The organism is Streptomyces sp. NPDC093801 (assembly GCF_040701585.1).
Lineage (GTDB): Bacteria > Actinomycetota > Actinomycetes > Streptomycetales > Streptomycetaceae > Streptomyces.
This window is the reverse complement of the sequence record NZ_JBFBDP010000005.1, coordinates 188,517-212,397: the sequence shown is the minus strand read 5'-3', so window position 1 is coordinate 212,397 and position 23,881 is coordinate 188,517. Positions and strand designations below refer to the sequence as shown.

The window sequence follows — 23,881 nt, the reverse complement described above, 5'->3', positions numbered from 1 at the left end:
AAGCTCGACGGGGCGCCGCTAGGGTCGTCCGCATGCCTAGCCGCCGAGACCTGCCGCCCCCGCCGCCGCCCGCGCACCTGCGCGAGTGGCTGGACGAGAGCGTCGTACGGGCCGACCGCGCGCGCTTCCTCGCCGACCTGAGCCGCCGCAGCCTGGGCCTGGGACGACTGGTGCTGCTCTGGCTGGTGGCGGCGGTCTTCGCACTCGGCTGGACCTTCGTCGGCATGGCCGTGATGACCTTCGAGTCCGGTGCGGGGCTGGACCACCTCTTCGGCGCCGTCTTCGCGGTGATGGGCCTGGGGGTGCTGGGACCGGCCGGATACTGCTTCGTGCGGGGCGCCCGGCAGGAGCGCCGGGTGCACCGGCTGCTGTGCGCCTGGGTCGTCGCCGGCCGGGACCCCGGGACGGACGCGGTCCTGCGCGCCCCGGGCCGGAGCGCGGTGTGGCTGGTGGCCTCACTGGCCCTGGGCGCCCTCGGCCTCTGGACGGCCTTCGCCGCGGCGGCGGGCGCCCGGCCGGACACGGACACCGTCGGGCAGATCGCGTACGTCATGGGCCTCGGCATGATCCTGTGGATCACCGCCCTCCTGGGCCTGGCCAAGGCCGCCACCCACTACAGCTGGTCCCTGCGGGCACGCACGGCCCGCCCGAACCGGCCCCGCGCCGGCACCGCCACCGCCCCGATCCACCCCCGCCCGACGAAGTCCAGCCTCGCGGGCGCCTGAGCCCCGGCGACGCGCCACCTGCCCACCGGGGGCCGGCCGGAATCCGGCCCCGCCGGTGAGGCGCCGCCATGCGGCACTGGGCCACGGGGGGTCGGCCGTAATCCGGCCCCGCCGGTGAGGCGCGGCGATGCGGCACTCGGCCACGGGGGGTCGGCCGCAATCCGGCCCCGCCGGCGATCGAGGCGCGGGGTCCGGGGCGGAGCGCCGTGGACCCCTAGGAAACCGGCGAGCCGATGAGCATCGCCGGCGCCCCCGCCACCCGCGTCAGGAACACCGTCGCCGAATGCGGCCCCGACGGCTTGACCTTCCGCCGCAGCTCCTCCGGCTCGATCGCCGACCCCCGCTTCTTCACCGTCAGCACCCCCACCTCCCGCTCCCGCAGCAGCGCCTTCAGCTTCTTCAGCCCGAACGGCAGCACGTCCGTGATCTCGTACGCCGTCGCGTACGGCGTGGCCCGCAGCTCGTCGGCCGTGATGTACGCGATCGTCGGGTCGATCAGCCGTCCGTCCAGCCGCTCCGCCACCTCCGCGACCAGGTGCGCCCGGATCACCGCCCCGTCCGGCTCGTACAGCCAGCGCCCCACCGGCCCCGCCCCGGGATCCGGCAGCGGCTCGGCGGTGTGCAGCCCGACCGGCCCCGGCAGCAGGGTCGCCCGTACCGTGCCGGGCGCGGTGCCGAACCAGAGCACGGCCTCCTTCACGTCCCCGTGGTCCGAGATCCACTCCGCCTCGGCCTCCGCCGGCACCGCCTCGTGCGGGATCCCGGGTGCGATCTTGACGGCGGCGTACTTCGCCGCCCGCGCCGCCCCGACCGCCCACGACAGCGGCGGCGAGTACGACTCCGGGTCGAAGATCCGGCCCCGCCCGCCGCGCCGCGCCGGGTCGATGAAGACGGCGTCGTACGAGGAGACGTCGACGGTCGTCACGTCCGCCTCCCGGACCTCGATCAGGTCCGCCAGCCCCAGCGCCTCCGCGTTGGCCCGCGCGACCGCCACCGTCAGCGGGTCCAGGTCCACGGCCAGCACCCGGATCCCGCGCCGCGCCAGGGCGAGGGCGTCCCCGCCGATCCCGCAGCACAGGTCCGCCACGCTCCGTACGCCCAGCTCGGCGAGCCGGTCGGCCCGGTAGGAGGCCACCGACGCGCGGGTGGCCATCTCGCCGCCGCCGGGGGTGAAGAACATCCGGAACGCGTCCTCGGCGCCGAACTTCGCCACCGCCCGCTGCCGCAGCCGGGCCTGCCCCAGCGCGGCCGACACCAGCCCGGCGGGGTGCTCGCGGCGCAGCCGGGTGGCGACGGCCAGTTCCCGGGCCGGGTCGTAGTCGCGGAGCGAGTCGAGGAGCGCGCGGCCCTCGGGGGTGAGGAGCGCGGCGAAGTCTTCGGGAGTCACGGCTCCATTGTCGGCCAGTCGGTGGAAGGGGGGACTGCGGCCGTGGTGTCGGCCGGTGAGCCGGGCCGTGGGGTGCAAGGATCCGCTGCTATGCAGCTAGTACGACAAAAGGGAAATCCCACGCAGTTTGGTCACCGGTCCGCGGCGCGCCCGCGCGGCCGGTACGGGGTGGCCGCGGCCGCGCTGCTGGTCGCCGCCCTGGGCACGGGGTGCGGCGCCGCGGACCCGGGTACGCCGGTCAAGGGCAAACCGGACAGGGCCGCCGAGGCCGGCTCCGGCGCGGCCGGCGCCCTCCCCGGCTCCGCCGAGCAGCTCAAGGCCGCCCAGCAGGCCCGCGTCGCCATGGCGAAGAAGTGGGGCCTGGCCAAGACCCCGCTCATGGCACCGGCCGGACCCAAGACGAAGCCCGAGATCACCACCCGCGAGGGCTTCGAGGTCGAGGGCCAGGACGAGCTGCCCCCGGTCTTCACCACCGTCCCGACCGAGGACAAGGTCGTCTTCCTGACCGTCGACGACGGGGCCGAGAAGGACCCCGAGTTCATCCGGATGATGCAGGAGCTGAAGCTCCCGTACACGGCGTTCCTCAGCGACTACCTCGTCCGCGACAACTACCCGTACTTCAAGGAGATGCAGGCCGCCGGCGTCACGCTGAACAACCACACCCTCAACCACCGCTACATGCCCGGTCTCAACTACGAGCAGCAGCGGGACGAGATCTGCGGTCAGCAGGACACCATCCAGAAGCAGTTCGGCAAGCGGCCCCAGCTCTTCCGGCCCCCGTACGGCAACTACAACCAGGACACGCTGCGCGCGGCGAAGTCCTGTGGCATCAAGGCCGTTCCGCTGTGGAACGCGGAAGCCTTCCCGAACCGGATGGACTACCGTGAGTGGGACAGGGACCTGCACCCCGGGGACATCATCCTCACGCACTTCCGGGGTCGAGAGGACTGGAAGGGCACGATGCCTGACATGATCCGTCATGTCATGAAGACCGTCACGGACAAGGGGTACGCCGTGGCCCGCCTGGAGGATTACCTGTGAAGTACGCGCGCCGGCTGATGGCCGGGACGCTGACGGCCGGCGCGCTCGCGCTGTCCCTGTCGGGATGCGGGAACAGCGTGGATCCGATCGAGAGGCTGGGCCGCAAGGCCGGGCAGACGCCGGGGGCCCCGTCGGCCTCCCCGTCCGCCCCGGCCTCCGCGGCCGCCTCCGCCCAGGCGGGCACCCCGGGGGACGAGGCGTACCGCAAGTGGGGGCTGACCGCCCCGCTGCAGTACGCCCCGAAGCCCGCGCAGAAGCCCCAACTCCCCAAGCCGGCGGGGCCGGGCAAGCCGGTGGTGCTGGACCGAATACCCGTGGCGCCGAACGACAAGGTCGTCTTCCTGACCTTCGACGACGGCGCGGAGAAGGACCCCGAGTTCCTGAAGATGGCGGCCGACCTGAAGCTGCCGATCAGCATGTTCCTGACGGACAACGTGGCTTCGTCGGACTACGGCTACTTCGAGAAGATCCGCGACAACGGCTCGAACAGCACGGTGAACAACCACACCCTGACGCACCCGAACATGCGCACGCTGGCGTTCGCGGCGCAGAAGAAGGAGATATGCGGCCAGCAGGAGCGCCTGGAGAAGCGCTTCGGCAAGCGCCCCGTCCTCTTCCGCCCGCCGTTCGGCAACTACAACGACGACACCCTGAAGGCCGCATCCGAATGCGGCATCAACACGGTCGTGCTGTGGCGGGCGTCGATGCAGATAAACGACTTCCAGTACGCCGAGGGCTCGGCCCTCAAGCCCGGTGACATCATCCTGGCCCACTTCCGCGGCCCGTCGGAACTCAAGGGCGCGACGGAGATCCACATGACGCAGCGGATGCTCCAGCACATACAGGAACAGGGCTACAAGATCGCCCGCCTGGAGGACTACCTGTAGGGAACCCGGCGCGGGGCGGCCATCTCCCCCGCGAGGGGTTGGGCGCGGTGCCCCGCGGGACGGGACCTGAACGGCGGGGCGGTACCGGGGAACGGCGGGGTCTCGGCGGGACGGGATGGGGAGGGCTTGGGGTTTCCCGTCCGTCTCATCGTCCTTCCGCGTCGGGGCGGCCCGTCAAGGGCGCTCCTTCGTCGCGTCGCTGCGCGATGGCCTTCGGCCACCCTTGACAGACCGCCCCGCCACGAAAAGCCGAAGACTGCCGGGAAACCCCCAAAAGAACGGCACGGTTCCTTGATGGACATGCGGCCGTGTCAGGGACGAGGCGGGGTGGTCGGGGGCGGCCTCACCGCCCATCCGGCCCCTTTGAGCATGCGACCGGGGCCGCTCTCACGCGTCAGATCGCTACGCGCTTCGCTCGTCTCGGCGTCCGCAGTCCGTCCGGGGCCGATCCCCGCACCGAAGGACGAGGAGATGGGCCTCCGGAGCCGACAGGCGCCTCAGATCGCTACGCGCTCCTGAAATCTCAGCGTCTGCGCCCCGTCCGGGGCCGATCTCCGCACCCAAGGACGAGGTGATGGGCATCCGGGCAGGTCAGGCGCATCAGATCGCTACGCGCTGCCCTGGTGTCGGCGTCCGGCCGCCGTCTGGGCACAGGACGACCGACAGGGCATCCCAGCCCAAGGCGGCTGCCAGACGCCGAGAAATGAGGAGCGCGTACCGATCTCACGCGCCTGGCGTCGCCCCATGGCGTCCTGGTCGTCCTTTGGCGCGGGGATCGGCCCCGGACGGACTGCGGACGCTGAGGAATGAGGAGCGCGTAGCGATCTGAGGCGCTTATCGGCTCCGGAGGCCCCTCTCTTCGTCCTTTGGCGCGGGGATCTGCCCCGGGCGGTCGCCGGACGCTGAGGAAAGAGGAGCGCGTAGCGATCTGATGCGTGGGGGCGGCCCCGGTCGCAGGCTCAAAGGGGCCGGATGGGCGGTGAGGCGGGCCCCGGCGACCTCGTCTGATTGCTGTCCTGCCGGTTGTCCATCAAGGAACCGTGCCGTTCTCTTGGGGGTTTCCCGGCAGTCTTCGGCTTTTCGTGGCGGGGCGGCCTGTCAAGGGTGGCCGAAGGCCATCGCGCAGCGACGCGACCGGAGGGAGCGCCCTTGACGGGCCGTCACGACGCGGAAGGACGATGAGACTGACGGGAAACCCCCAAGCCCTCCCCCTGCCGCCCAGCCGAGGTCCCGTCGTTCCCCGGTCCCGGCCGCCGTCTTCGCCACCGCCCCGTCAGGTACCGCTGCGAGGTGGGTGGGCAGCCACCGCCCGGCCCCCGACCCCTCGCGGGGGCGATGGCCGTCCCGCGGCGCAAGTCCCCTACCGTGCCCCCGCCCCCGCCACCACCGGTGTGATCGTCGTCTCCGCCGGTCCTCGGGCGTCGGCCTCCCGCTGGCGTTCCGCGCTGTCGCTGATCCGCAGCAGGAGGGCGATCATGATCCAGTTGGCCAGGAGTGACGAGCCGCCCTTCGCCAGGAAGGGGAGGGCCTTGCCGGTCAGGGGGATCAGGCCCGTGACGCCGCCCGCGACGACGAAGACCTGGAGCGCCAGCGCCGCCGCGAGCCCCACCGCGAGCAGCTTGCCGAACGGGTCCCGCGCGGCCAGGGCCATCCGCAGGCCCCGCTGCACGAGGAGGGCGTACAGGAGCAGGACGGCCATGACGCCGGCCAGGCCGAGTTCCTCGCCGACCGTCGTCAGGATGAAGTCGCTGCGCCCCGCGAACTTGATCAGCTCGGGGTGGCCCATCCCCAGGCCCGTACCCGTGACGCCGCCCGTGCCGAAGCTGAACAGCGCCTGCGCCGACTGGTCGGAGGTGACGCCCGGCGGGCGGTGCTCCCAGTAGTAGGACAGCGGGTTGAGCCAGGCCGCCACGCGCGCCTTGACGTGCGGCTCGGTCGAGCCGACCACGAAGGCGCCGCCCGCCGCCATGACCAGGCCGCAGACGATCCAGCTGGTGCGCTCGGTGGCGACGTACAGCATCACCACGAACACCCCGAAGAAGATCAGCGAGGTGCCGAGGTCGCGCTCGAAGACCAGCACGAGCAGCGAAATGATCCACACCGTGATGATCGGTCCGAGCTGGCGCATCGGCGGCAGCCGCATGCCCAGGAACTTCCGGCCGGTCAGGGCCAGCGAGTCGCGGTGGATGACCAGGTATCCCGCGAAGAAGATCGCGATCATGATCTTCACGAACTCGCCGGGCTGGAGCGAGAACCCGAAGAGGATGATCCAGCGCTTCGCGCCGTACGTGTCCGCGCCGAAGAACGCCGGCGCGATCAGCAGCACCAGGGCGACGGCCATCGTGATGTAGATGAACCGCTGGAGCAGCCGGTGGTCGCGCAGCAGTGCCACCACCAGCAGGCAGGCGGCGACCCCGACCACCGTCCACATCAGCTGGCCGGGCGCGTTCGCGTCGGAACCGTAGCGCTCGATGTACCCCTGGTCGAGCCGGTGGATCAGGACGAGCCCCAGCCCGGTCAGCAGCATGGCGAGCGGGAAGATCAGCGGGTCGGCGTACGCCGCGAACCGGCGGATGCCGAGATGCCCCACCAGGGAGAGCAGCGTCATGCTGATCACGAAGCTGGTGAGGTGCTGCGGCAGCTCGCCGTTCATGGCCAGGCCCGCGCTCACGTGCCCGAAGACGGCGATGCCGACGACGAAGACCAGCAGGAGTGCTTCGGTGCGGCGGCGGGCGCCCGCCGCCGTCAGCGGCCTCAGTCCACGCACGGAACGCCGCCGCCGTCGATGGTGTCCGGCTCGGGCCGTGACGGCGGAGGGGCTGACGGCGATGGGGGGAGGGAGGAAGGAGATGCGGCGCCCGGTGCACTCGGGGTCGTCGCAGTGGCGGTCCGGGGACCGATCTGCTCGGCAATGAGGCGCTTTATCTTCATATCATCTACGACGTTGACGTCCTCCCCATGGTTCCTTGCGAAGCCCTCGACGGGGAGTGTCGAAAATTGCACTTTTCCACCGGCCAGGTTTTTCGCCTGCTTCACGAACGACAGCAGATCCCACCCCGCATCCGTCACGACGTCCTGTTTCGCGGTGTCGATCAGCTTGATCAGCTTTACCGGATCGGTGAAGGTCCCGGCCGAATTCAGTTTGTGCGCGGCCCCCGCCAGGAACGCCTGCTGCCGCTTCGTCCGGTCCAGGTCGCCCCCGTCCAGCCCGTGCCGCTGCCGTACGAACGCCAGCGACCGGATCCCGTTGAGCGTCTGCCGGCCCGCCGGGAAGTCCGCCCCCGAGTACCTGTCCTTCACCGGCTTCTTCAGGCACACCGGTACGCCGTCCAGCGCTTCGGCCAGGTGGTAGAAGCCGGCCAGGTTCAGTTCCGCGAAATGATCGACCGGCACGCCCAGGAAGTTCCGCACCGTCTCGATCTGGGCCCTGCGCCCCGCCTCGCGGCCTTCCCGCTCCAGCTGCCGCCGGTCCTTGACCCCCTGCGCGGCGAGCTGCTCCTCCCTGGCCCCCTTCGCCAGCCCGTACGCCTTCTTGATCTTGTCCTTGCGCCCGGGCCCGGCCGGCCCGGCCGGCCCGGCCGCCCCTCCCGCCCCCGACAGCTCGACGAAGTCGTCCCGGGGTATCGAGAAGGCCTTGGCCTGCCCGCCGTCGCCCGGCACGTGCAGCAGGATCATGGTGTTGGCGTTGTAGCCGCCGATGTCCGAGCTGCCCGCGTGCAGCTGGTCCAGCACCGCCTCCGGGAGCGGGTCGCCGTTCTGGTCGCGCCGGCTGTCCAGCCCGATGAGCAGCACGTTCACATCGCCGTGCGCCGACTTCTGCGCCCCGTCCAGCGCCTTCGAGCTGCCGATGCCCGCCGCCAGGTCCCGGTAGGCGTACCAGACGGCGCCGCCCGCCAGCAGTGCCGCCGCGCAGGCGGCGACCAGCAGCCTGCGGGCGGTCCGTGTGCGTGTGGTGCCGGGTTTCCTCCGTCGTGCGCTCATGCCCGTCGATCCTGGCCCAGCCCCGCTGAAGGAAACCTGAGAGCCGGGCGGCTCAGCGCCCCCCGGCCGGGATCCGCAGCTCCAGCAGGGCGCCCCCGCCCGGTGCCGCCAGGGCGCGCACGTCGCCCCCGTGCGCCCGCGCGATCTCGTGGGCGATCGCCAGGCCCAGGCCGGTGCCGCCGCTGGCCCGGCCCCGGTCCGCATCGAGCCGTACGAACCGCTCGAAGATCCGGCCCCGGTCCGCCTCCGGGATCCCCGGGCCGTCGTCCACGACCTCCAGCACCACCCACCCGTCGCGGGCGAGGGCCCGCACCACGACCCCTCCCCGGGCGTACCGCAGGGCGTTGTCCACCAGGTTGGCCAGCGCCCGCTCCAGCCGCGCCGCGTCCCCGTACGCCGGGACCGGCGCCGGTGCCTCCAGCCGCAGCGGCACCCGGGGCGCGGGCCGGCGCGCCGCGTCCTCCGCCGCCAGCAGCGAGAGGTCCACCGGTTCGGGGCGCGGCGCGGGCCCGCCGTCGAGGCGGGCCAGGAGCAGCAGGTCGGCGGCGATCCGCTGGAGCCGCTCGGTGTCGGCCAGCGCTGCGGCCACCGACGCCCGGTCGGGGCGCTCCATGGCCAGGGCCACCTCCAGCCGGGAGCGGACGGCGGCCAGCGGGTTGCGCAGCTCGTGCGAGGCGTCGGCGGTGAACTGCCGCTGCCGGGCGTCGGAGCGCTCCAGCCGGTCGAGGGTGTCGTTGACGGTCCGGGCCAGCCGGGCGATCTCGTCCGCGCCGCCCGGGTCGGGGACGCGGCGGTCCAGCTCGCTCGCGGTGACGGCGGCCAGCCCGGAGCGGATCGCGGCGACGGGGCGCAGCGCGTGCCCGGTGGCCCACCAGGCCAGGGCCGCCGCGAAGGCGGTCAGCGGCGGGGCGCCGGCGAGCAGTCCGACCGCGACGGCGCGGGTGGCGTCGTCGACGTCGCCGAGGACGGTCATCGCGTACACGGTGTGCGGGGCGGCCGGATCGTGCGCCGCGGGCGGGCCGGGGGCGGCGACCGCGACGACCACGCGCCGCTGTCCGCCGGCGTGCGCGGGCGCCAGCACGGCCGACCGGGAGTCCTGCCCGGGCCCGGGGCGCAGCCCGTCGAGGCGGGGGATGTCCCGGGGCTCCCCGCCGGCGGCGGTGCTCGCCACGGTCCGGCCCTGCGCGTCGCGTACGAGGACCAGGTCGACGCCCGTCTCCGGTGCGGGCAGCCGGCCGCCGGGCGGGAGGGTCCGGGTGTCGACCTGCGCGGCGACCTTCCGCGCGGCGAGCTCGGTGCGGCCGGTGGTGTTGTCGAGGAGGTTGCCGCGCAGCAGGGTGTACAGCCACAGCCCGCCGGTGGCGAGCACGGCGGCCATCGCGAGCGCGGCGGCGAGCGCGGTCCGCGCGCGGAGACTGCTCACCACCCGTCAGCCGCCGTCGGGGGCCATGCGGTAGCCGGTGCCGTGGACGGTGAGGATGGAGCGGCGGCCGAAGGGCGCGTCGATCTTCTTGCGCAGGGAGGAGACGTAGACCTCGACGATGTTGGGGTCGATGCCGTGCGGGGAGTCCCAGACCTCGTCGAGGATGTCCTGCTTGGCGACGGCCCGGCCGGGCCGCTCCATCAGGCAGGCGAGGACGCCGAGCTCGCGGGCGGTGAGTTCGATGTCCCGCGCGCCGCGGCGGCAGCGGCGGTCGTGCGGGTCGAGGACCAGGTCGCCCGCCCGCAGGACGGCGGGTCCGGGGGCGGCGGGACCGGCGGCGCGGCGGGCGAGCGCGCGCAGGCGGGCGCCGAGCACGACGAAGGAGAACGGCTTGGTGAGGTAGTCGTCGGCCCCGGCGTCGAGGCCTTCGGCCTCGTCGTACTCGCCGTCCTTGGCGGTGAGCACCAGGACGGGGGTGGGGTCGCCGTGGGCGCGCATGCGGGCGCAGATCTCGGCGCCGCCGGGGCCCGGGAGCATGAGGTCCAGCAGGACGACGTCGTACGGCCCGCCGGTGAGGGCCAGTTCCAGCCCCCGGTGCCCGTCGTGGGCGACCTCGACGCGGTGGCCCTCGGCGGACAGGCCCTGCCGGAGGGACTCGGCCAGGTTCTCTTCGTCTTCGACGACCAGGATGCGCACCCGTCCAGCCTCACACACCGCGTGCCGGACCGGTCCGGGGGCGGGGCCGGACGCGGCGGGGGCCGGGTTTGGGCCAAACGGGGCGACCGGCGGCCGGAATGCATGGAACCAGTGGACCGTGTTGGCACTCCGCTTGACCGAGTGCTAATCGCCGGAATAGTGTCACACCTGGCACTCGCCCCCGGTGAGTGCCAACACAGCGACAGGCAGGTCCGGCACCCGCGACGACGGATCGACCTGGTCGCCACCTCAGACAGTTAACCCCGGATCTCCGAAGGGGGAGGTCGGATCGTGACGACCGCCAGCTCCAAGGTTGCCATCAAGCCGCTTGAGGACCGCATCGTGGTCCAGCCGCTCGACGCCGAGCAGACCACGGCCTCCGGCCTGGTCATCCCGGACACCGCGAAGGAGAAGCCCCAGGAGGGCGTCGTCCTCGCGGTCGGCCCGGGCCGCTTCGAGGACGGCCAGCGTCTCCCGCTGGACGTCTCCGTCGGCGACATCGTGCTGTACAGCAAGTACGGCGGCACCGAAGTGAAGTACAGCGGCGAGGAGTACCTCGTCCTCTCGGCCCGCGACGTGCTCGCGATCGTCGAGAAGTAATCACTTCTCACGCATTGCTTTGAACTGCGCCCCTGGTCACCCCGCTGATTGCCGGGCGGCGAGGGGCGCGGTTCGTTAAACCCGAGTTTTCGAGAGGGCTGAACCGCTCCCATGGCGAAGATCCTGAAGTTCGACGAGGACGCCCGTCGCGCCCTCGAGCGCGGCGTCAACAAGCTTGCCGACACGGTCAAGGTGACGATCGGCCCCAAGGGCCGCAACGTCGTCATCGACAAGAAGTTCGGCGCCCCCACCATCACCAACGACGGTGTCACCATCGCCCGCGAGGTCGAGCTGGACGACCCGTACGAGAACCTCGGCGCCCAGCTCGTGAAGGAGGTGGCGACCAAGACCAACGACATCGCGGGTGACGGCACCACCACCGCCACCGTGCTCGCCCAGGCGCTCGTCCGCGAGGGTCTGCGCAACGTCGCCGCCGGCGCCTCCCCGGCCGCCCTGAAGAAGGGCATCGACGCCGCGGTCAAGGCCGTGTCCGAGGAACTCCTCGCGACCGCCCGCCCGATCGAGGACAAGTCCGACATCGCCGCCGTCGCCGCGCTCTCCGCGCAGGACTCGCAGGTCGGCGAGCTCATCGCCGAGGCGATGGACAAGGTCGGCAAGGACGGTGTCATCACCGTCGAGGAGTCCAACGCCTTCGGCCTGGAGCTGGAGTTCACCGAGGGCATGGCCTTCGACAAGGGCTACCTCTCGCCGTACATGGTCACCGACCAGGAGCGTATGGAGGCCGTCCTCGACGACCCGTACATCCTGATCAACCAGGGCAAGATCTCCTCCATCCAGGACCTCCTGCCGCTGCTGGAGAAGGTCATCCAGGCGGGTGGCTCCAAGCCGCTGCTGATCATCGCCGAGGACGTCGAGGGCGAGGCGCTCTCCACCCTCGTCGTCAACAAGATCCGCGGCACCTTCAACGCGGTCGCCGTCAAGGCCCCGGGCTTCGGCGACCGCCGCAAGGCGATGCTCCAGGACATGGCCACCCTCACCGGTGCCACCGTCATCGCCGAGGAGGTCGGCCTCAAGCTCGACCAGGCCGGTCTGGACGTCCTCGGTTCCGCGCGCCGCGTGACCATCTCCAAGGACGACACGACCATCGTCGACGGTGGCGGCAACGCCGCTGACGTCGCGGGCCGCGTCAACCAGATCAAGGCCGAGATCGAGTCCACGGACTCCGACTGGGACCGCGAGAAGCTGCAGGAGCGCCTGGCGAAGCTCGCCGGCGGCGTCTGCGTCATCAAGGTCGGCGCCGCCACCGAGGTGGAGCTCAAGGAGAAGAAGCACCGTCTCGAGGACGCCATCTCCGCGACCCGCGCCGCGGTCGAGGAGGGCATCGTCTCCGGCGGTGGCTCCGCGCTCGTCCACGCCGTCAAGGTGCTCGAGGGCAACCTCGGCCTGACCGGCGACGAGGGCACGGGTGTGGCGGTCGTCCGCCGCGCCGCCGTCGAGCCGCTGCGCTGGATCGCCGAGAACGCCGGCCTCGAGGGCTACGTCATCACCTCGAAGGTGGCGGAGCTGGAGAAGGGCAACGGCTTCAACGCCGCCTCCGGCGAGTACGGCGACCTGGTCAAGGCCGGCGTCATCGACCCGGTCAAGGTCACCCGCTCCGCGCTGGAGAACGCCGCTTCCATCGCCTCCCTGCTCCTCACGACCGAGACCCTGGTCGTCGAGAAGCCGGCGGAGGAGGAGGCCGAGGCCGGTCACGGTCACGGCCACGGTCACAGCCACTGAGGCTGAGTCCGAGCGCTAGCCGAGAAGGCCCTGGTCACCGCTGCAACGCGGGGGTGACCAGGGCCTCTTGCGTGCCGGCCTACTCGGGCATCATGCCCATCTGGCGCATCAGGCCGGGCGCGTCGTAGTACCACCAGCCCTCGGCGATCCGGCCGTTGTCGAGGCGGAAGGTCGTACACCCCGACATCGTCACTTCCCTGCCCGTGGGGGCGACGCCCATGAACGTGCCCTTCTGGGTGCCCTTCCAGTTCCAGAGCGTCGTGACGCAGTCGCCTTCGGCGATCTGGCGGGTCTGGTCGAAGGAGAAGTCGAAGGCTTCCCTCCACATGCTGATGGTCTGCTGCATGCCGTCGCGGCCGTTGCTCTGGCCCTCGCCCTCCATGATGTCGTGGTCGGTGTAGTCCATGGCCAGGCACTCCTCCAGGGCGGCGAAGTCGCCCTTGAGGATGCACTCCTCGAACATCCGGTTCACGACGAGCTTGTTGAGGTACTCGTCGCGGACCACGTCGAGGTTCATGAACTTCGGCATTCCCTCACAGAGGGCGACCATCTCCTGGAACATCCGGTCGGTCTCGGGGAGGTGGGAGTTCTTCATCGCCTCCTCGTAGGAGGGGAATTCGACGAGGTCCACGTAGTGGTTCTGGGCCTCGCGGTCCCGGCCGATCATGGTGTGCGTGACGGTGCGCTTCCCGCTGGTCTGTTCCGCGTAGCGGTCGATGAGGGCGTTCATCTCGTCGAACCGCCTTGTTTCGTAGTCAATCACCTGTACGAACGTCATCGCGTCGCCTCCCGCAGTGGATGAGACACGTCCAGTTTAGGGAGATTTCACCCGTTTGCCGTGGCTACTGGCCGGTCGGGCAGGGGTCACTGCGGCCCGTACTTGCGCCCCGTCCGGGAGGACACGCCGCCGAGCAGCCCGCGCGGCGTCAGCTTCACCACGCCCATCAGCGCCTTGTACCGCGGGTCCGGGACGGACACCGTCTTCCCGCGCGCCAGGTCGGCCAGCGCGGCGGCCACCAGCTTGTCGGCGTCGAGCCACAGCCAGCCCGGGATGTTGTCGGTGCCCATGCCGGCCCGCTGGTGGAACTCGGTGCGCACGAAGCCGGGGCACAGCGCCATCATCCGCACCCCGGACCCGGCCAGGTCCCGGGCCGCGCCCTGGGTGAACTGGACGACCCAGGCCTTGCTCGCGCCGTAGGTGCCGCGGGGGACGAAGGCGGCGACCGAGGCGACGTTGACGACCCCGCCGCGGCCGCGCGAGCGCATCGACTCCGTCGCCGCCGAGGTCAGCCGCAGCACCGCCTCGATGTGCACCTTGAGCATGGCCAGCTCGTCGGCCATGGAGACCTCCAGGTAGCGGCCCTTGTTGCCGAAGCCGGCGTTGTTGACCAGCAGGTCCACCGGGTGCGTACGGTCGCCGAGGCGGGCCTCGACCGCAGCGATGCCCTCGTCCGTGGAGAGGTCGGCGGCCAGGACCTCGGCCTCGATGCCGTGCCGGTCGTGCAGCTCGGTGGCCTGCTCGGCCAGCCGCTTCGCGTCCCGGGCCACCAGGACGAGGTTGTGCCCCTGGGCGGCGAGCCGCCGGGCGAAGGCGGCGCCGATGCCCGCCGTGGATCCAGTGATCAACGCAGTCGTCATGTGCGCAAAATAGCCGCCCGCGCCGACTCCCGTACCCCTGCGCGCCCCTTCCCAAAGGCGCGGCTGGACATGGCGGCCGCGGCAAAAGGCGGGCTTATGCTCGAAGGGTGATTGAGGCACGCCACCTGCGGATCCTGCGCGCTGTCGCCGGGACCGGTTCCTTCTCCGCCGCCGCCCGTGAACTCGGGTGCACCCAGCCCGCCGTCTCCCAGCAGATGAAGGCGCTGGAGCAGTCGGCCGGCACCCCGCTGCTGGTCCGTACGGGCCGTGAGATGCGGCTGACCCAGGCGGGGGAGGCCCTCGTGCGGCACGCCGCCGGGATCCTGGCCGGGCTGACCGCCGCCGAGGAGGAGGTCGCGGCCATCGCCGGGCTGCGCGCGGGGCGGGTACGGCTCGTCTCCTTCCCCAGCGGCAGCTCCACGCTGGTGCCGACCGCGCTCGCGGCGATGCGCGCCGGGCATCCGGGCACCCGCATCTCCCTGGTGGAGGCGGAGCCGCCGCGTTCGGTGGAGATGCTGCGCGAGGGGGACTGCGACCTCGCGCTGGCCTTCCGCTACGCCGGGGCCTCGGCCGTGGCCGAGTGGGAGGACCTCGTGGTCACCCCGCTGCTGACCGACCGGCTCGTCGGGCTGGTGCCCGAGGCGCACCCGCTGGCCGGCGCCGGCCGGGTGGGCATGGCGGAGCTGGCCGACGAGCCCTGGATCGCGGGCTGTCCGCGCTGCCGCCGCCACCTGGTGGAGGTCTGCGAGGGCGCGGGGTTCACCCCGCGCATCGACTTCGCCACCGACGACTACCCGGCCGTGGTCGGCCTGGTCGGCGCCGGGCTGGGGGTGGCGGTGCTGCCGGAGCTGGCGGTGGAGTCCGTACGGGCGAAGGGCGTGAGCACCCTGGCCGTGGAGCCGGCGGTGGAGCGGGAGGTCGTGGCGCTGACGCTGCCCGACCTGGCGCGCGTGCCGGCGGTGGCGGCGACCCTGGGGGAGCTGGTGCGGGCCGCCGCCCGCTGACCGGCCGCGCGCCCCGCGGGTGCGCGTCGGTGCGACACGCCCGGTGCGCGGGCGGATCCGGAAGGGGTTCGAGGGGGTCGGGGACGGTCCGAGAGATGGAGGGGAAACGTTCCTTCGTACGCTTCTCCGGCCGCCCATCCGTGCGTCGTGCGGCCGGCGGTCAGTTCGGCGCGCTGGGGCCGATCGTGCTGGAGGCGGGGATCAGACGGTGCCGCGCGCGGCCCATCAGCTCCTCGCGCTCGTCCTCGGTGAGGCCGCCCCACACCCCGTAGGGCTCGCGGACGGCGAGGGCGTGCGCGGCGCATTCCGAGCGCACCGGGCAGCGCATGCAGACCTCTTTAGCCGAGGCCTCGCGCGCACTCCTGGCCGCGCCCCGCTCGCCTTCCGGATGGAAGAACAGGGAGCTGTCGACTCCGCGGCAGGCTGCGAGCAGCTGCCAGTCCCAGAGGTCGGCGTTCGGTCCGGGGAGGCGGGAGAAATCTGCCATGGGTAGTCCTCTTGGTGCCGGTACTGAGGCGGATAGGGTCCATGTCTCCACACCTACTGTCGTAGTAGATGTAAATATGACTCATTGGGAATCTAGCCTCAGACACATGGCAAACGGAAGGAAAGCCGCCAAATAGGGCATAGCTCCAGATGGAGGACGCGCGGAGGGTGGCTCCAGCGTCGTGATCGCTTCCTCACGTAGAGTGCCGAAGGTGTCCGTCCGACCCGTAACTCTTTCGAGTGACCATCGTTGAGAGAGCGAGTGCGGTTGAAACGAGAAGTTCCCGGACAGGTGTCCGAGGACGTCGACCGCACAGGTGACGATACGTACCAGCCTGGAGGCTCAAGGTGACGCGCATCAGCAGCTGCGGAGGGCGGTCATGACTTCCGTCCTCGTCTGCGACGACTCCCCGCTTGCCCGAGAGGCGCTCCGTCGCGCGGTTGCCACCGTGCCCGGCGTCGAGCGTGTGACGACGGCCGCCAACGGCGAGGAAGTCCTCCGCCGCTGGGGTGCCGACCGGTCCGACCTGATCCTGATGGACGTACGGATGCCCGGCCTCGGCGGTGTCGAGACCGTCCGCCGGCTCCTGTCGGCCGATCCGGGCGCCCGCATCATCATGCTGACGGTCGCCGAGGACCTGGACGGCGTGGCCCTCGCGGTCGCCGCCGGCGCCCGCGGCTACCTGCACAAGGACGCCTCGCGCGCCGAGCTGCGGGCCACGGTCACCCAGGCCCTCGCCGACCCGACCTGGCGGCTGGCCCCGCGCCGGCTGCGCTCGGCGGAGATGGGCGCGGCGCCCACCCTCACCGCGCGCGAGATCCAGGTGCTGGAGGGCATGAGCCACGGCCGGTCCAACGCGGAGATCGGGCGCGAGCTCTTCCTCTCCGAGGACACGGTCAAGACCCACGCCCGCAGGCTGTTCAAGAAGCTCGGCGCCTCGGACCGGGCGCACGCCGTGGCGCTCGGCTTCCGCTGGGGCCTCGTCCGCTGACCGGGTCAGCGGCGTCCGGCTGACCGGAGCGGTCCCGTCCGCCGATGGCGGGCGGGGCGGCAGGCCCCGGTCGGCATCGGCGAGCGAAAAGTCCCGTCCCGACCGGTGTCCCGTCGGGGATTGACGGGGCACAATCCGGGGGACGTGTCGCTTCGGGCGCGATGCCGCATCCTTGATGGTGTGCCGCATTCTTGGAGAGGTCGAGTCCTCGGGGACGACGATTCGGGCCGAGCGGAGGGGAGGGCGCAGAAGATGAGCTCCGGCGCACCCGCTCATAACGCTTCGATGCACAACACGGACCGCGATGCCGCGAACGCTCCGGCGCCAAGGCACCATGGATCGATGCGCGACGACGAGGCCCTGGGGTCACCCCCGGCCACAGGCCCCACCGGCGCCGCCAAAGGCGGCAACGCCGGGGCCGTCGGCGCGCTCGTACGCCGTGCGGTCGACGGCGACGAACAGGCCACGCACGACCTGCTGGCCTTCGTGCACCCCCTGGCCCTCCGCTACTGCCGCACCCGGCTGTCGCGGCTCCCGGGTGACGCCCGTCACTTCGTCGAGGACCTCGCGCAGGAGGTGTGCGTCGCCGTCCTGATGGCGCTGCCGCGCTACCGGGACACCGGGCGCCCCTTCGAGGCGTTCGTCTTCGCCATCGCCGCGCACAAGGTCGCCGACCTCCAGCGGGCCGCCATGCGGCACCCGGGGAGCACCGCCGTGCCGTCCGACGAGATGCCGGAGCGGCCCGACGACTCCCTCGGTCCGGAGGAGCGTGCGCTGCTCAGCAGCGATGCCGCCTGGGCCAAGAAGCTGCTGGCCAACCTGCCCGAGAACCAGCGCGAGCTGCTCGTGCTGCGGGTGGCCGTCGGGCTGACCGCCGAGGAGACCGGCCAGATGCTCGGCATGTCCCCCGGTGCGGTGCGGGTCGCGCAGCACCGTGCGCTGAGCCGGCTGCGCGCGCTCGCGGAGCAGTGAGCCGGCGGTCCCGCCCGTAGGGAGCCTCGTAGGAAACCACGAATCTTCTGCTTGACCTTGGTCGTGGAATGAGACGCCTCGGGATCCCGTTAGCATGGACATCCGCGCTGAGCAAGACCATTTGGGAAGGTGTCATGACCGCCGACGGAGTACCCGACAAATTCGCCGCGCTCGGACTGACCTATGACGACGTGCTGCTGCTGCCGGGCGCGTCGGACATGGCTCCCGACGAGATCGACACTTCCTCCCTCATCTCGCGCAACGTCCGGGTGAACGTGCCGCTGCTGTCCGCGGCCATGGACAAGGTCACCGAGTCCCGCATGGCCATCGCGATGGCCCGCCAGGGTGGCGTCGGCGTCCTGCACCGCAACCTCTCCATCGCCGACCAGGCCAACCAGGTCGACCTGGTCAAGCGCTCCGAGTCCGGCATGGTGACCGACCCGATCACGGTGCACCCGGACGCGACGCTGCGCGAGGCCGACGAGCTCTGCGCGAAGTTCCGCATCTCCGGCGTCCCGGTCACGGACCCCGCCGGCAAGCTCCTCGGCATCGTCACCAACCGCGACATGGCCTTCGAGTCGGACCGCAGCCGCCAGGTGCGCGAGGTCATGACCCCGATGCCGCTGGTCACGGGCAAGGTCGGCATCTCCGGCGTGGACGCCATGGAGCTGCTGCGCCGCCACAAGATCGAGAAGCTCCCGCTGGTCGACGACGCGGGCGTCCTCAAGGGCCTCATCACGGTCAAGGACTTCGTCAAGGCCGAGAAGTACCCGAACGCCGCCAAGGACAAGGACGGCCGCCTGCTGGTCGGCGCCGCCGTCGGTGTCGCCGGCGACGCGTACGAGCGCGCCCAGGCCCTGATCGAGGCGGGCGCCGACTTCATCGTCGTCGACACCGCCCACGGCCACTCCCGCCTGGTCGGCGACATGGTCGCCAAGATCAAGTCGAACTCCTCCGTGGACGTCATCGGCGGCAACGTCGCCACCCGCGACGGCGCCCAGGCGCTGATCGACTCGGGCGTCGACGGCATCAAGGTCGGCGTCGGCCCCGGTTCCATCTGCACCACCCGCGTCGTCGCCGGCATCGGCGTCCCGCAGGTCACCGCCATCTACGAGGCCTCGCTGGCCGCCAAGGCCGCGGGTGTCCCCGTCATCGGCGACGGCGGCCTCCAGTACTCCGGCGACATCGCCAAGGCCCTGGTCGCGGGCGCCGACACGGTGATGCTCGGCTCGCTCCTCGCGGGCTGCGAGGAGTCCCCCGGCGAGCTGCTCTTCATCAACGGCAAGCAGTTCAAGTCGTACCGCGGCATGGGCTCGCTCGGCGCGATGCAGTCCCGCGGCGACCGCAAGTCGTTCTCCAAGGACCGCTACTTCCAGGAGGGCGTCGGCGGCGACGACAAGCTGATCCCCGAGGGCATCGAGGGCCAGGTCCCCTACCGCGGCCCGCTCTCCGCGGTGGTCCACCAGCTCGTCGGCGGCCTGCGCCAGTCGATGTTCTACGTCGGCGGCCGTACGGTGCCGGAGCTCCAGGACCGCGGCCGGTTCGTCCGGATCACCTCGGCGGGCCTCAAGGAGAGCCACCCGCACGACATCCAGATGACGGTGGAAGCGCCGAACTACAGCCGCAAGGGCTGAACAGGATGACCGTCCGGAGGGGCGGGCCCGCCCGGGCCCGCCCCTCCGGCGCGTCCGCGGACGCCCGCGCGTGCGTCCGTACAGCGGTCATCGGAACGCGGGTCCCCGGGGTTCGGGGATACTGGACGGGCAGACCCAGAGGAAAGGCCACCACACGTGACTGAGATCGAGATCGGGCGCGGCAAGCGCGGCCGCCGGGCGTACGCCTTCGACGACATCGCCATCGTCCCGAGCCGGCGTACGCGGGACCCGAAGGAGGTCTCGATCGCCTGGCAGATCGACGCGTACCGCTTCGAGCTCCCCTTCCTGGCCGCCCCCATGGACTCCGTGGTCTCCCCGCAGACCGCCATCCGCATCGGCGAGCTCGGCGGCCTGGGCGTGCTGAACCTCGAGGGCCTGTGGACCCGCTACGAGGACCCGCAGCCGCTGCTCGACGAGATCGCCGAGCTGGACGAGGAGGCCGCCACCCGCCGCCTCCAGGAGATCTACGCCGCGCCGATCCAGGCCGACCTCATCGGCCGGCGGATCAAGGAGGTGCGCGACTCGGGCGTCGTCACCGCCGCCGCTCTCTCCCCGCAGCGCACCGCGCAGTTCTCCAAGGCCGTCGTGGACGCGGGCGTCGACATCTTCGTCATCCGCGGCACCACGGTCTCCGCCGAGCACGTCTCGGGCGCCGCCGAGCCGCTGAACCTCAAGCAGTTCATCTACGAGCTCGACGTCCCGGTCATCGTCGGCGGCTGCGCCACCTACACGGCGGCCCTGCACCTGATGCGCACCGGTGCCGCGGGCGTCCTCGTCGGCTTCGGCGGCGGCGCCGCGCACACCACGCGCAACGTCCTCGGCATCCAGGTCCCGATGGCCACGGCCGTCGCGGACGTGGCCGCGGCGCGCCGCGACTACATGGACGAGTCCGGCGGCCGCTACGTGCACGTCATCGCCGACGGCGGCGTGGGCTGGTCCGGCGACCTGCCCAAGGCCATCGCCTGCGGCGCGGACGCCGTGATGATGGGCTCCCCGCTGGCCCGCGCCACCGACGCGCCCGGCAAGGGCCACCACTGGGGCATGGAGGCCGTCCACGAGGACGTGCCGCGCGGCAAGAAGGTCAACCTCGGCACGGTCGGCACGACCGAGGAGATCCTGACCGGCCCGTCGCACACCCCGGACGGCTCGATGAACCTCTTCGGCGCCCTGCGCCGCTCGATGGCCACCACCGGCTACAGCGAGCTCAAGGAGTTCCAGCGCGTCGAGGTCACGGTGGCGGACTCCCAGCACCGCCGCTGACCCCGTCACGCACGCACGCCGGAGGGCCGGCACCCCGCTCGGGGGTGCCGGCCCTCCGGCGTTCCTCAGCTCTTGCCCTGCTTGCGGCGGCGCAGACAGATCCACCAGGGGACGAGGAAGAAGGACGAGAACACCCACAGGGCGACCAGGACCAGCCAGTCGTCGGGGTCGTCCGTGCCGTTGCTGAGCAGCGCCAGCGTGGTCACGGACGAGAGGCCGCCGAACAGCAGGGCCGGGACGCCCAGCACCCAGAGCAGGGCGGTGAACCAGCCCTTGGGCGGACGGGGCGCGTCGGGTGCCGGCCCGGCCGGACGGGGCTGCGGGATGCGGGCCGGGTCGCGGGGCGGCATGCGCACCACCGCGGCGGGCGGGACGCCGGCGTCCAGGGGGGCCAGTTCGGCCGCCGTGATGCCGAACAGGGTCGGCTCGACCGTGATGGTGAAGCCGTCGTGGCCGACGAGGTGGCGGGCGCCGTCCGGGTAGGCCTGCATCAGGGAGCACTCGGCGTACCGGACGGTCAGGTGGCCTTCCGGGCGGACCAGGCTGATCCCGTCGCGCGCCACCAGCAGGGTGGTCCGCCGGTCCTCCACAGCGGCGTAGCGCCGTCCGGTGACCAGGTCCGCGGACCAGGCGGGGGCCTCCGTGAGCCCGGCCCAGTCCACGCCCCGGCCCGGGGCCTGCATCAGGGCGTCGGCCCACACCTCGCGCGCGACCCGCTGGAGGTCGGCGACGGTGACCGCCTCGATCTCGGCGCGGCTCTCGGCGTGGCTGAGGGAGGGGTGGCGCAGCAGCAGGTTCATCGCCTCGGAGGGGAGCCTGGCGGCGGCCGGCTCCGGACGGTCGAACTGAGCGAGCGCGGAGGTCCGTACGGCGGCCAGGTCGGCCTGCTCGATGCGGCCGGCGCGGAGTTTGGCGAGCACGTCCACGAACGCGCCGATCATCGCGTCCTGCTTCTGCGGCAGCGCGTCGGCGTACGCGGTGACGGTCGCCCAGTCGGTGTCGCGCGGGCAGTAGTCGGCGGCCGCGGTGTAGGAGTAGCCGCCCTTCTGGCGCAGTTCGCGGAAGAGCTCCTTGCCGAGCACCTCGGCGAACAGGCTTCCCGCCGTCGAGCGGGGGATGACCGAGGTGAGTACGGCGACGCCGTCGGGGCCCTGGAAGTACGCGGGCGTGCTCGGCAGCGCGGAGGTGGGCTGCGGTGCGGGGTGCCAGGTGCCGGAGGGCAGGGTGAGGTCGAGGCCCTCGGGCACGGTGTCGCCGGTGAGCCACAGCACCGCGTTCTCCGTGGTGAAGCGGGTGCGGGCCCAGTCGCGGACGTCGTCGGCGGTGAGCCGGTGCAGGCCGGTCTCGGCGTAGCTGGTCAGGCCGTAGCTCCGGGAGCCGTAGCGCCACAGGGGCAGGCCGTGGGCGGCACCCTGCGCACGGCCGGCGGCCTCGGTGCGCAGGATCTCCTTCTCGGTCTCCAGGCGGTCCATGGGCAGGTCGCGCAGGGCGGCGCAGACGCCGTTGAGGTACTCGACGACCTCGGCGGGCGTGCCCGAGACGAGGAAGTGGGTGTGGGCGGCGGCGGTGGCGCCGTTGTAGTGGAGGTCGCTCAGGCCGTGGTGGTGCAGGGCGAGGTGCTCGACGAGGTGGGTGACGCCGCTGGTGGCGAGGGTCTCGTCGGCGCGGCCCACCCGGAAGAGCAGTCCGGCGGTGAGGGGGCCGGAGCCGGGGGCCAGGACGGTGCGGATGCCGGCGACGGTGGTGTGGGTGACGCCGTCTTCGGTGACGTGCCCGGGCGGGGTGTCGGTGGTCATGGTGGTCTTCCTCAGCCCTTGGCCAGGGCGGTCTTGCGGTGGCGGGCGAAGGCGGCCGAGTGGTCTACGGCGACGTAGCCCCAGGGGAACTCGGTGGCACGGTCGCCGAGGGCGCGGAAGTGCGGGGCGGCTTCGGCGTGGCGGCCCGCCGCGCTGTGGGCGGCGGCGAAGGCGTTGTGGGCGCCGACGGACTGGAAGGCGTCGGTGCGGGCGGCCGGGTGCAGGACGGAGCGGGCGGCGGCCTCCAGCAGCGCGGTGTGCTGGGCGGGCTCGCGCAGATACGTTTCGGCGGCGGGCGTGTTCTCGTCCCGCGCGATCTCCAGGTACCGCTCCAGCTGGGCGACGGCGACCAGTGCTCCCTGCGGGCCGCCCTCGGGCGCGGCCTCGGCACAGGTGCGGGCGAAGGCCTCGGCCTCCTCCCAGCTGCCGCTCCACTTCGGGCAGAGCTGCTGGAGCAGCTGGGACTGGCCGGAGTAGTGGTGCGGGTGGTGTTCGGCGAGGCGCTCGTAGCGGCGTCGGGCCTCGCCCTGGCCCAGTTCGAGCCCGCGTGCGGTGGTGACGCGCAGGTACCAGGCGAGGGCGTACGCCGGGTATTCGGCGCAGACGTCGATGAGCAGGACCTCGGCCCGCCGCAGGTGTGCGTGGAAGGAGTCGAACTGCTCCCGGCTCACGTACTGGGCGCGCGCGTCGCTGCGGATCCTCCAGCCGGCCCGGATCAGGTGGTTGGCGTACAGCGTGCGGAAGAGCGGGTCGCCGGGGCGGCCGGCCGCGGTCGCGCGGAGGAAGTCCCCGCAGTCGGGGGTCTCCGCCACGGTCCAGGAGGCGAGGACGCGGTCGTCCTCGTCGGAGAGGGCCTCGAAGGCGGCGGCGACGGCTTGCGCGTCGCGGAGCTGGACTGCCGAGCGCAGGACGGCCAGGTCCCGGAAGTGCTCAGTGGGTTCGGTGAGTGGCCGGCCGAGCGGCGGCGTGAGAGCAGACACGCCGCGGATCATATGACCGGCGCCGCGGATTCCGACAGAGGTTCCGGGGCGCCGGTTCGAGGGGGAAATGCCTGCTCAGCGCCTTGCGGTCGTCAGGCGGCGGTCTTGCGGCCGACCTGGAAGGCCGCGTAGCCGCCGATGGCGAGGAAGAGGAACGTCAGCGGGTCCAGGTTGTCCTTCCAGCTTTCGACCACGTCGGAGGTGCGGTTGGTCAGCACGTCCACGACGCTCTCGGAGAGCTGGTCGGCGCCGTCCAGGGCGATGCCGAACAGCTGGCCCGCGAGCACGGCGGCCACGGAGACCAGAGCGGCGACGACCGGCAGGACGGCGTTGCGCCCGCCGGCCTTGCCGGCGGCGAACCCGACCAGGGCGCCGACGCCGACCGCCGCGTAGCCGATCTCGTGGTGGGTGGCCTTGACGATCGCGCCGTAGACGCCGGCGGCCACGAGGCCGGCCACGACGGCGGCGAGGATCCCCAGGACCACGTTGCCGCTCCGGGCCGGTGCCGGGGCGGCGGCCGGGGTGTAGGACGAGGGTGCGGGCGGCTGGAAGTTCTGGCTCATGGAAATCCCCCCCAGGGATCAAGGCGCACGTGTGCCCCGGAGGGGCATAAGTGCG

21 protein-coding genes are annotated in these 23,881 nt (G+C 72.1%); 10 read left to right on the top strand and 11 right to left on the bottom strand.

The genetic code is table 11. The features are described from left to right. Positions 1–32 precede the first annotated feature (32 nt). Positions 33–725, top strand: a complete 693-nt coding sequence (locus AB0469_RS07575; RefSeq protein ID WP_366450413.1) for a hypothetical protein — start codon at positions 33–35, stop codon at positions 723–725. A 214-nt stretch (positions 726–939) separates the two neighbouring features. On the opposite strand, the gene AB0469_RS07570 is transcribed toward AB0469_RS07575, so the two are convergent. Beyond that, the gene (locus AB0469_RS07570; protein WP_366450493.1) at positions 940–2,130 is read right to left on the bottom strand and encodes a methyltransferase domain-containing protein; all 1,191 of its coding nucleotides are present in this window, start codon (positions 2,128–2,130) and stop codon (positions 940–942) included. A gap of 150 nt (positions 2,131–2,280) precedes the next feature. On the opposite strand from AB0469_RS07570, the gene AB0469_RS07565 reads away from it, so the two are divergent. Beyond that, the gene (locus AB0469_RS07565) at positions 2,281–3,153 is read left to right on the top strand and encodes a polysaccharide deacetylase family protein (protein WP_366450412.1); all 873 of its coding nucleotides are present in this window, start codon (positions 2,281–2,283) and stop codon (positions 3,151–3,153) included. Then, the gene (locus tag AB0469_RS07560; RefSeq protein ID WP_366450411.1) at positions 3,150–4,040 is read left to right on the top strand and encodes a polysaccharide deacetylase family protein; all 891 of its coding nucleotides are present in this window, start codon (positions 3,150–3,152) and stop codon (positions 4,038–4,040) included. The genes AB0469_RS07565 and AB0469_RS07560 overlap by 4 nt, the downstream gene beginning before the upstream one ends. A gap of 1,360 nt (positions 4,041–5,400) precedes the next feature. On the opposite strand, the gene AB0469_RS07555 is transcribed toward AB0469_RS07560, so the two are convergent. The 4 genes from AB0469_RS07555 to AB0469_RS07540 are packed head-to-tail and all read right to left on the bottom strand — an operon-like array spanning position 5,401 to position 10,140. Then, the gene (locus tag AB0469_RS07555) at positions 5,401–6,807 is read right to left on the bottom strand and encodes an FtsW/RodA/SpoVE family cell cycle protein (protein ID WP_366450410.1); all 1,407 of its coding nucleotides are present in this window, start codon (positions 6,805–6,807) and stop codon (positions 5,401–5,403) included. Continuing rightward, entirely contained in the window at positions 6,795–8,021 is a 1,227-nt protein-coding gene (locus AB0469_RS07550) for an LCP family protein (protein WP_366450409.1), read from the bottom strand. The genes AB0469_RS07555 and AB0469_RS07550 overlap by 13 nt, the downstream gene beginning before the upstream one ends. 52 nt (positions 8,022–8,073) lie before the next feature. Further along, the gene (locus AB0469_RS07545; RefSeq protein WP_366450408.1) at positions 8,074–9,444 is read right to left on the bottom strand and encodes a HAMP domain-containing sensor histidine kinase; all 1,371 of its coding nucleotides are present in this window, start codon (positions 9,442–9,444) and stop codon (positions 8,074–8,076) included. Positions 9,445–9,450: 6 nt separating this feature from the next. Further along, positions 9,451–10,140: a response regulator transcription factor gene (locus tag AB0469_RS07540; protein WP_366450407.1), complete on the bottom strand. Its 690-nt coding sequence runs from the start codon at positions 10,138–10,140 to the stop codon at positions 9,451–9,453. A gap of 291 nt (positions 10,141–10,431) precedes the next feature. Here AB0469_RS07540 and groES point away from each other — a divergent pair, with 291 nt between their 5' ends. Next, positions 10,432–10,740, top strand: coding sequence for a co-chaperone GroES (gene groES / locus AB0469_RS07535; RefSeq protein ID WP_030230757.1), 309 nt, complete (start codon positions 10,432–10,434; stop codon positions 10,738–10,740). Positions 10,741–10,851: 111 nt separating this feature from the next. Continuing rightward, on the top strand, positions 10,852–12,480 hold the full coding sequence (gene groL / locus AB0469_RS07530) for a chaperonin GroEL (protein ID WP_366450406.1): 1,629 nt from the start codon (positions 10,852–10,854) through the stop codon (positions 12,478–12,480). Between the two features lie 79 nt (positions 12,481–12,559). On the opposite strand, the gene AB0469_RS07525 is transcribed toward groL, so the two are convergent. Continuing rightward, positions 12,560–13,258 (bottom strand): ester cyclase, encoded by a 699-nt coding sequence (locus tag AB0469_RS07525; RefSeq protein ID WP_366450405.1) that lies wholly within the window; start codon positions 13,256–13,258, stop codon positions 12,560–12,562. A gap of 86 nt (positions 13,259–13,344) precedes the next feature. Further along, the gene (locus AB0469_RS07520) at positions 13,345–14,118 is read right to left on the bottom strand and encodes an SDR family oxidoreductase (RefSeq protein ID WP_366450404.1); all 774 of its coding nucleotides are present in this window, start codon (positions 14,116–14,118) and stop codon (positions 13,345–13,347) included. Between the two features lie 107 nt (positions 14,119–14,225). Between AB0469_RS07520 and AB0469_RS07515 the strand changes: the two genes are divergently transcribed. Next, positions 14,226–15,122: a LysR family transcriptional regulator gene (locus AB0469_RS07515; RefSeq protein WP_366450403.1), complete on the top strand. Its 897-nt coding sequence runs from the start codon at positions 14,226–14,228 to the stop codon at positions 15,120–15,122. A 160-nt stretch (positions 15,123–15,282) separates the two neighbouring features. Here the strand turns inward: AB0469_RS07515 and AB0469_RS07510 are convergent, their stop codons facing one another. Beyond that, a complete protein-coding gene (locus AB0469_RS07510; protein WP_366450402.1) occupies positions 15,283–15,609 on the bottom strand; it encodes a WhiB family transcriptional regulator in 327 nt (108 codons plus the stop codon). 379 nt (positions 15,610–15,988) lie between these two features. On the opposite strand from AB0469_RS07510, the gene AB0469_RS07505 reads away from it, so the two are divergent. The 4 genes from AB0469_RS07505 to AB0469_RS07490 all read left to right on the top strand — a co-directional run bounded on the left by AB0469_RS07505 (position 15,989) and on the right by AB0469_RS07490 (position 20,487). After that, the gene (locus tag AB0469_RS07505; protein WP_003948568.1) at positions 15,989–16,600 is read left to right on the top strand and encodes a response regulator transcription factor; all 612 of its coding nucleotides are present in this window, start codon (positions 15,989–15,991) and stop codon (positions 16,598–16,600) included. 342 nt (positions 16,601–16,942) lie between these two features. Then, complete coding sequence (locus AB0469_RS07500) at positions 16,943–17,572, top strand: sigma-70 family RNA polymerase sigma factor (protein WP_366450401.1); 630 nt, start codon at positions 16,943–16,945, stop codon at positions 17,570–17,572. 134 nt (positions 17,573–17,706) lie between these two features. Next, a complete protein-coding gene (guaB, locus tag AB0469_RS07495; RefSeq protein ID WP_045949018.1) occupies positions 17,707–19,206 on the top strand; it encodes an IMP dehydrogenase in 1,500 nt (499 codons plus the stop codon). A 156-nt stretch (positions 19,207–19,362) separates the two neighbouring features. Beyond that, positions 19,363–20,487 (top strand): GuaB3 family IMP dehydrogenase-related protein, encoded by a 1,125-nt coding sequence (locus AB0469_RS07490; protein ID WP_366450400.1) that lies wholly within the window; start codon positions 19,363–19,365, stop codon positions 20,485–20,487. 65 nt (positions 20,488–20,552) lie between these two features. Here the strand turns inward: AB0469_RS07490 and AB0469_RS07485 are convergent, their stop codons facing one another. The 3 genes from AB0469_RS07485 to AB0469_RS07475 form a co-directional block, all read right to left on the bottom strand. Further along, on the bottom strand, positions 20,553–22,283 hold the full coding sequence (locus tag AB0469_RS07485) for an insulinase family protein (RefSeq protein WP_366450399.1): 1,731 nt from the start codon (positions 22,281–22,283) through the stop codon (positions 20,553–20,555). Positions 22,284–22,294: 11 nt separating this feature from the next. Further along, the gene (locus tag AB0469_RS07480; RefSeq protein ID WP_366450398.1) at positions 22,295–23,263 is read right to left on the bottom strand and encodes a hypothetical protein; all 969 of its coding nucleotides are present in this window, start codon (positions 23,261–23,263) and stop codon (positions 22,295–22,297) included. A 92-nt stretch (positions 23,264–23,355) separates the two neighbouring features. Beyond that, positions 23,356–23,826, bottom strand: coding sequence for a hypothetical protein (locus AB0469_RS07475; RefSeq protein WP_366450397.1), 471 nt, complete (start codon positions 23,824–23,826; stop codon positions 23,356–23,358). Between the last annotated feature and the right edge of the window lie 55 nt (positions 23,827–23,881).

Bases quoted from the DNA above. Each gene is read 5' to 3' on its own strand.
- groL (WP_366450406.1), top strand. From the start codon at position 10,852: ATGGCGAAGATCCTGAAGTTCGACGAGGACGCCCGTCGCGCCCTCGAG.
- AB0469_RS07510 (WP_366450402.1), bottom strand. From the start codon at position 15,609: ATGGCAGATTTCTCCCGCCTCCCCGGACCGAACGCCGACCTCTGGGAC.
- AB0469_RS07520 (WP_366450404.1), bottom strand. From the start codon at position 14,118: ATGACGACTGCGTTGATCACTGGATCCACGGCGGGCATCGGCGCCGCC.
- AB0469_RS07505 (WP_003948568.1), top strand. From the start codon at position 15,989: ATGACTTCCGTCCTCGTCTGCGACGACTCCCCGCTTGCCCGAGAGGCG.
- AB0469_RS07525 (WP_366450405.1), bottom strand. From the start codon at position 13,258: ATGACGTTCGTACAGGTGATTGACTACGAAACAAGGCGGTTCGACGAG.
- AB0469_RS07485 (WP_366450399.1), bottom strand. From the start codon at position 22,283: ATGACCACCGACACCCCGCCCGGGCACGTCACCGAAGACGGCGTCACC.
- AB0469_RS07500 (WP_366450401.1), top strand. From the start codon at position 16,943: ATGCGCGACGACGAGGCCCTGGGGTCACCCCCGGCCACAGGCCCCACC.
- guaB (WP_045949018.1), top strand. From the start codon at position 17,707: ATGACCGCCGACGGAGTACCCGACAAATTCGCCGCGCTCGGACTGACC.
- AB0469_RS07475 (WP_366450397.1), bottom strand. From the start codon at position 23,826: ATGAGCCAGAACTTCCAGCCGCCCGCACCCTCGTCCTACACCCCGGCC.
- AB0469_RS07575 (WP_366450413.1), top strand. From the start codon at position 33: ATGCCTAGCCGCCGAGACCTGCCGCCCCCGCCGCCGCCCGCGCACCTG.
- AB0469_RS07550 (WP_366450409.1), bottom strand. From the start codon at position 8,021: ATGAGCGCACGACGGAGGAAACCCGGCACCACACGCACACGGACCGCC.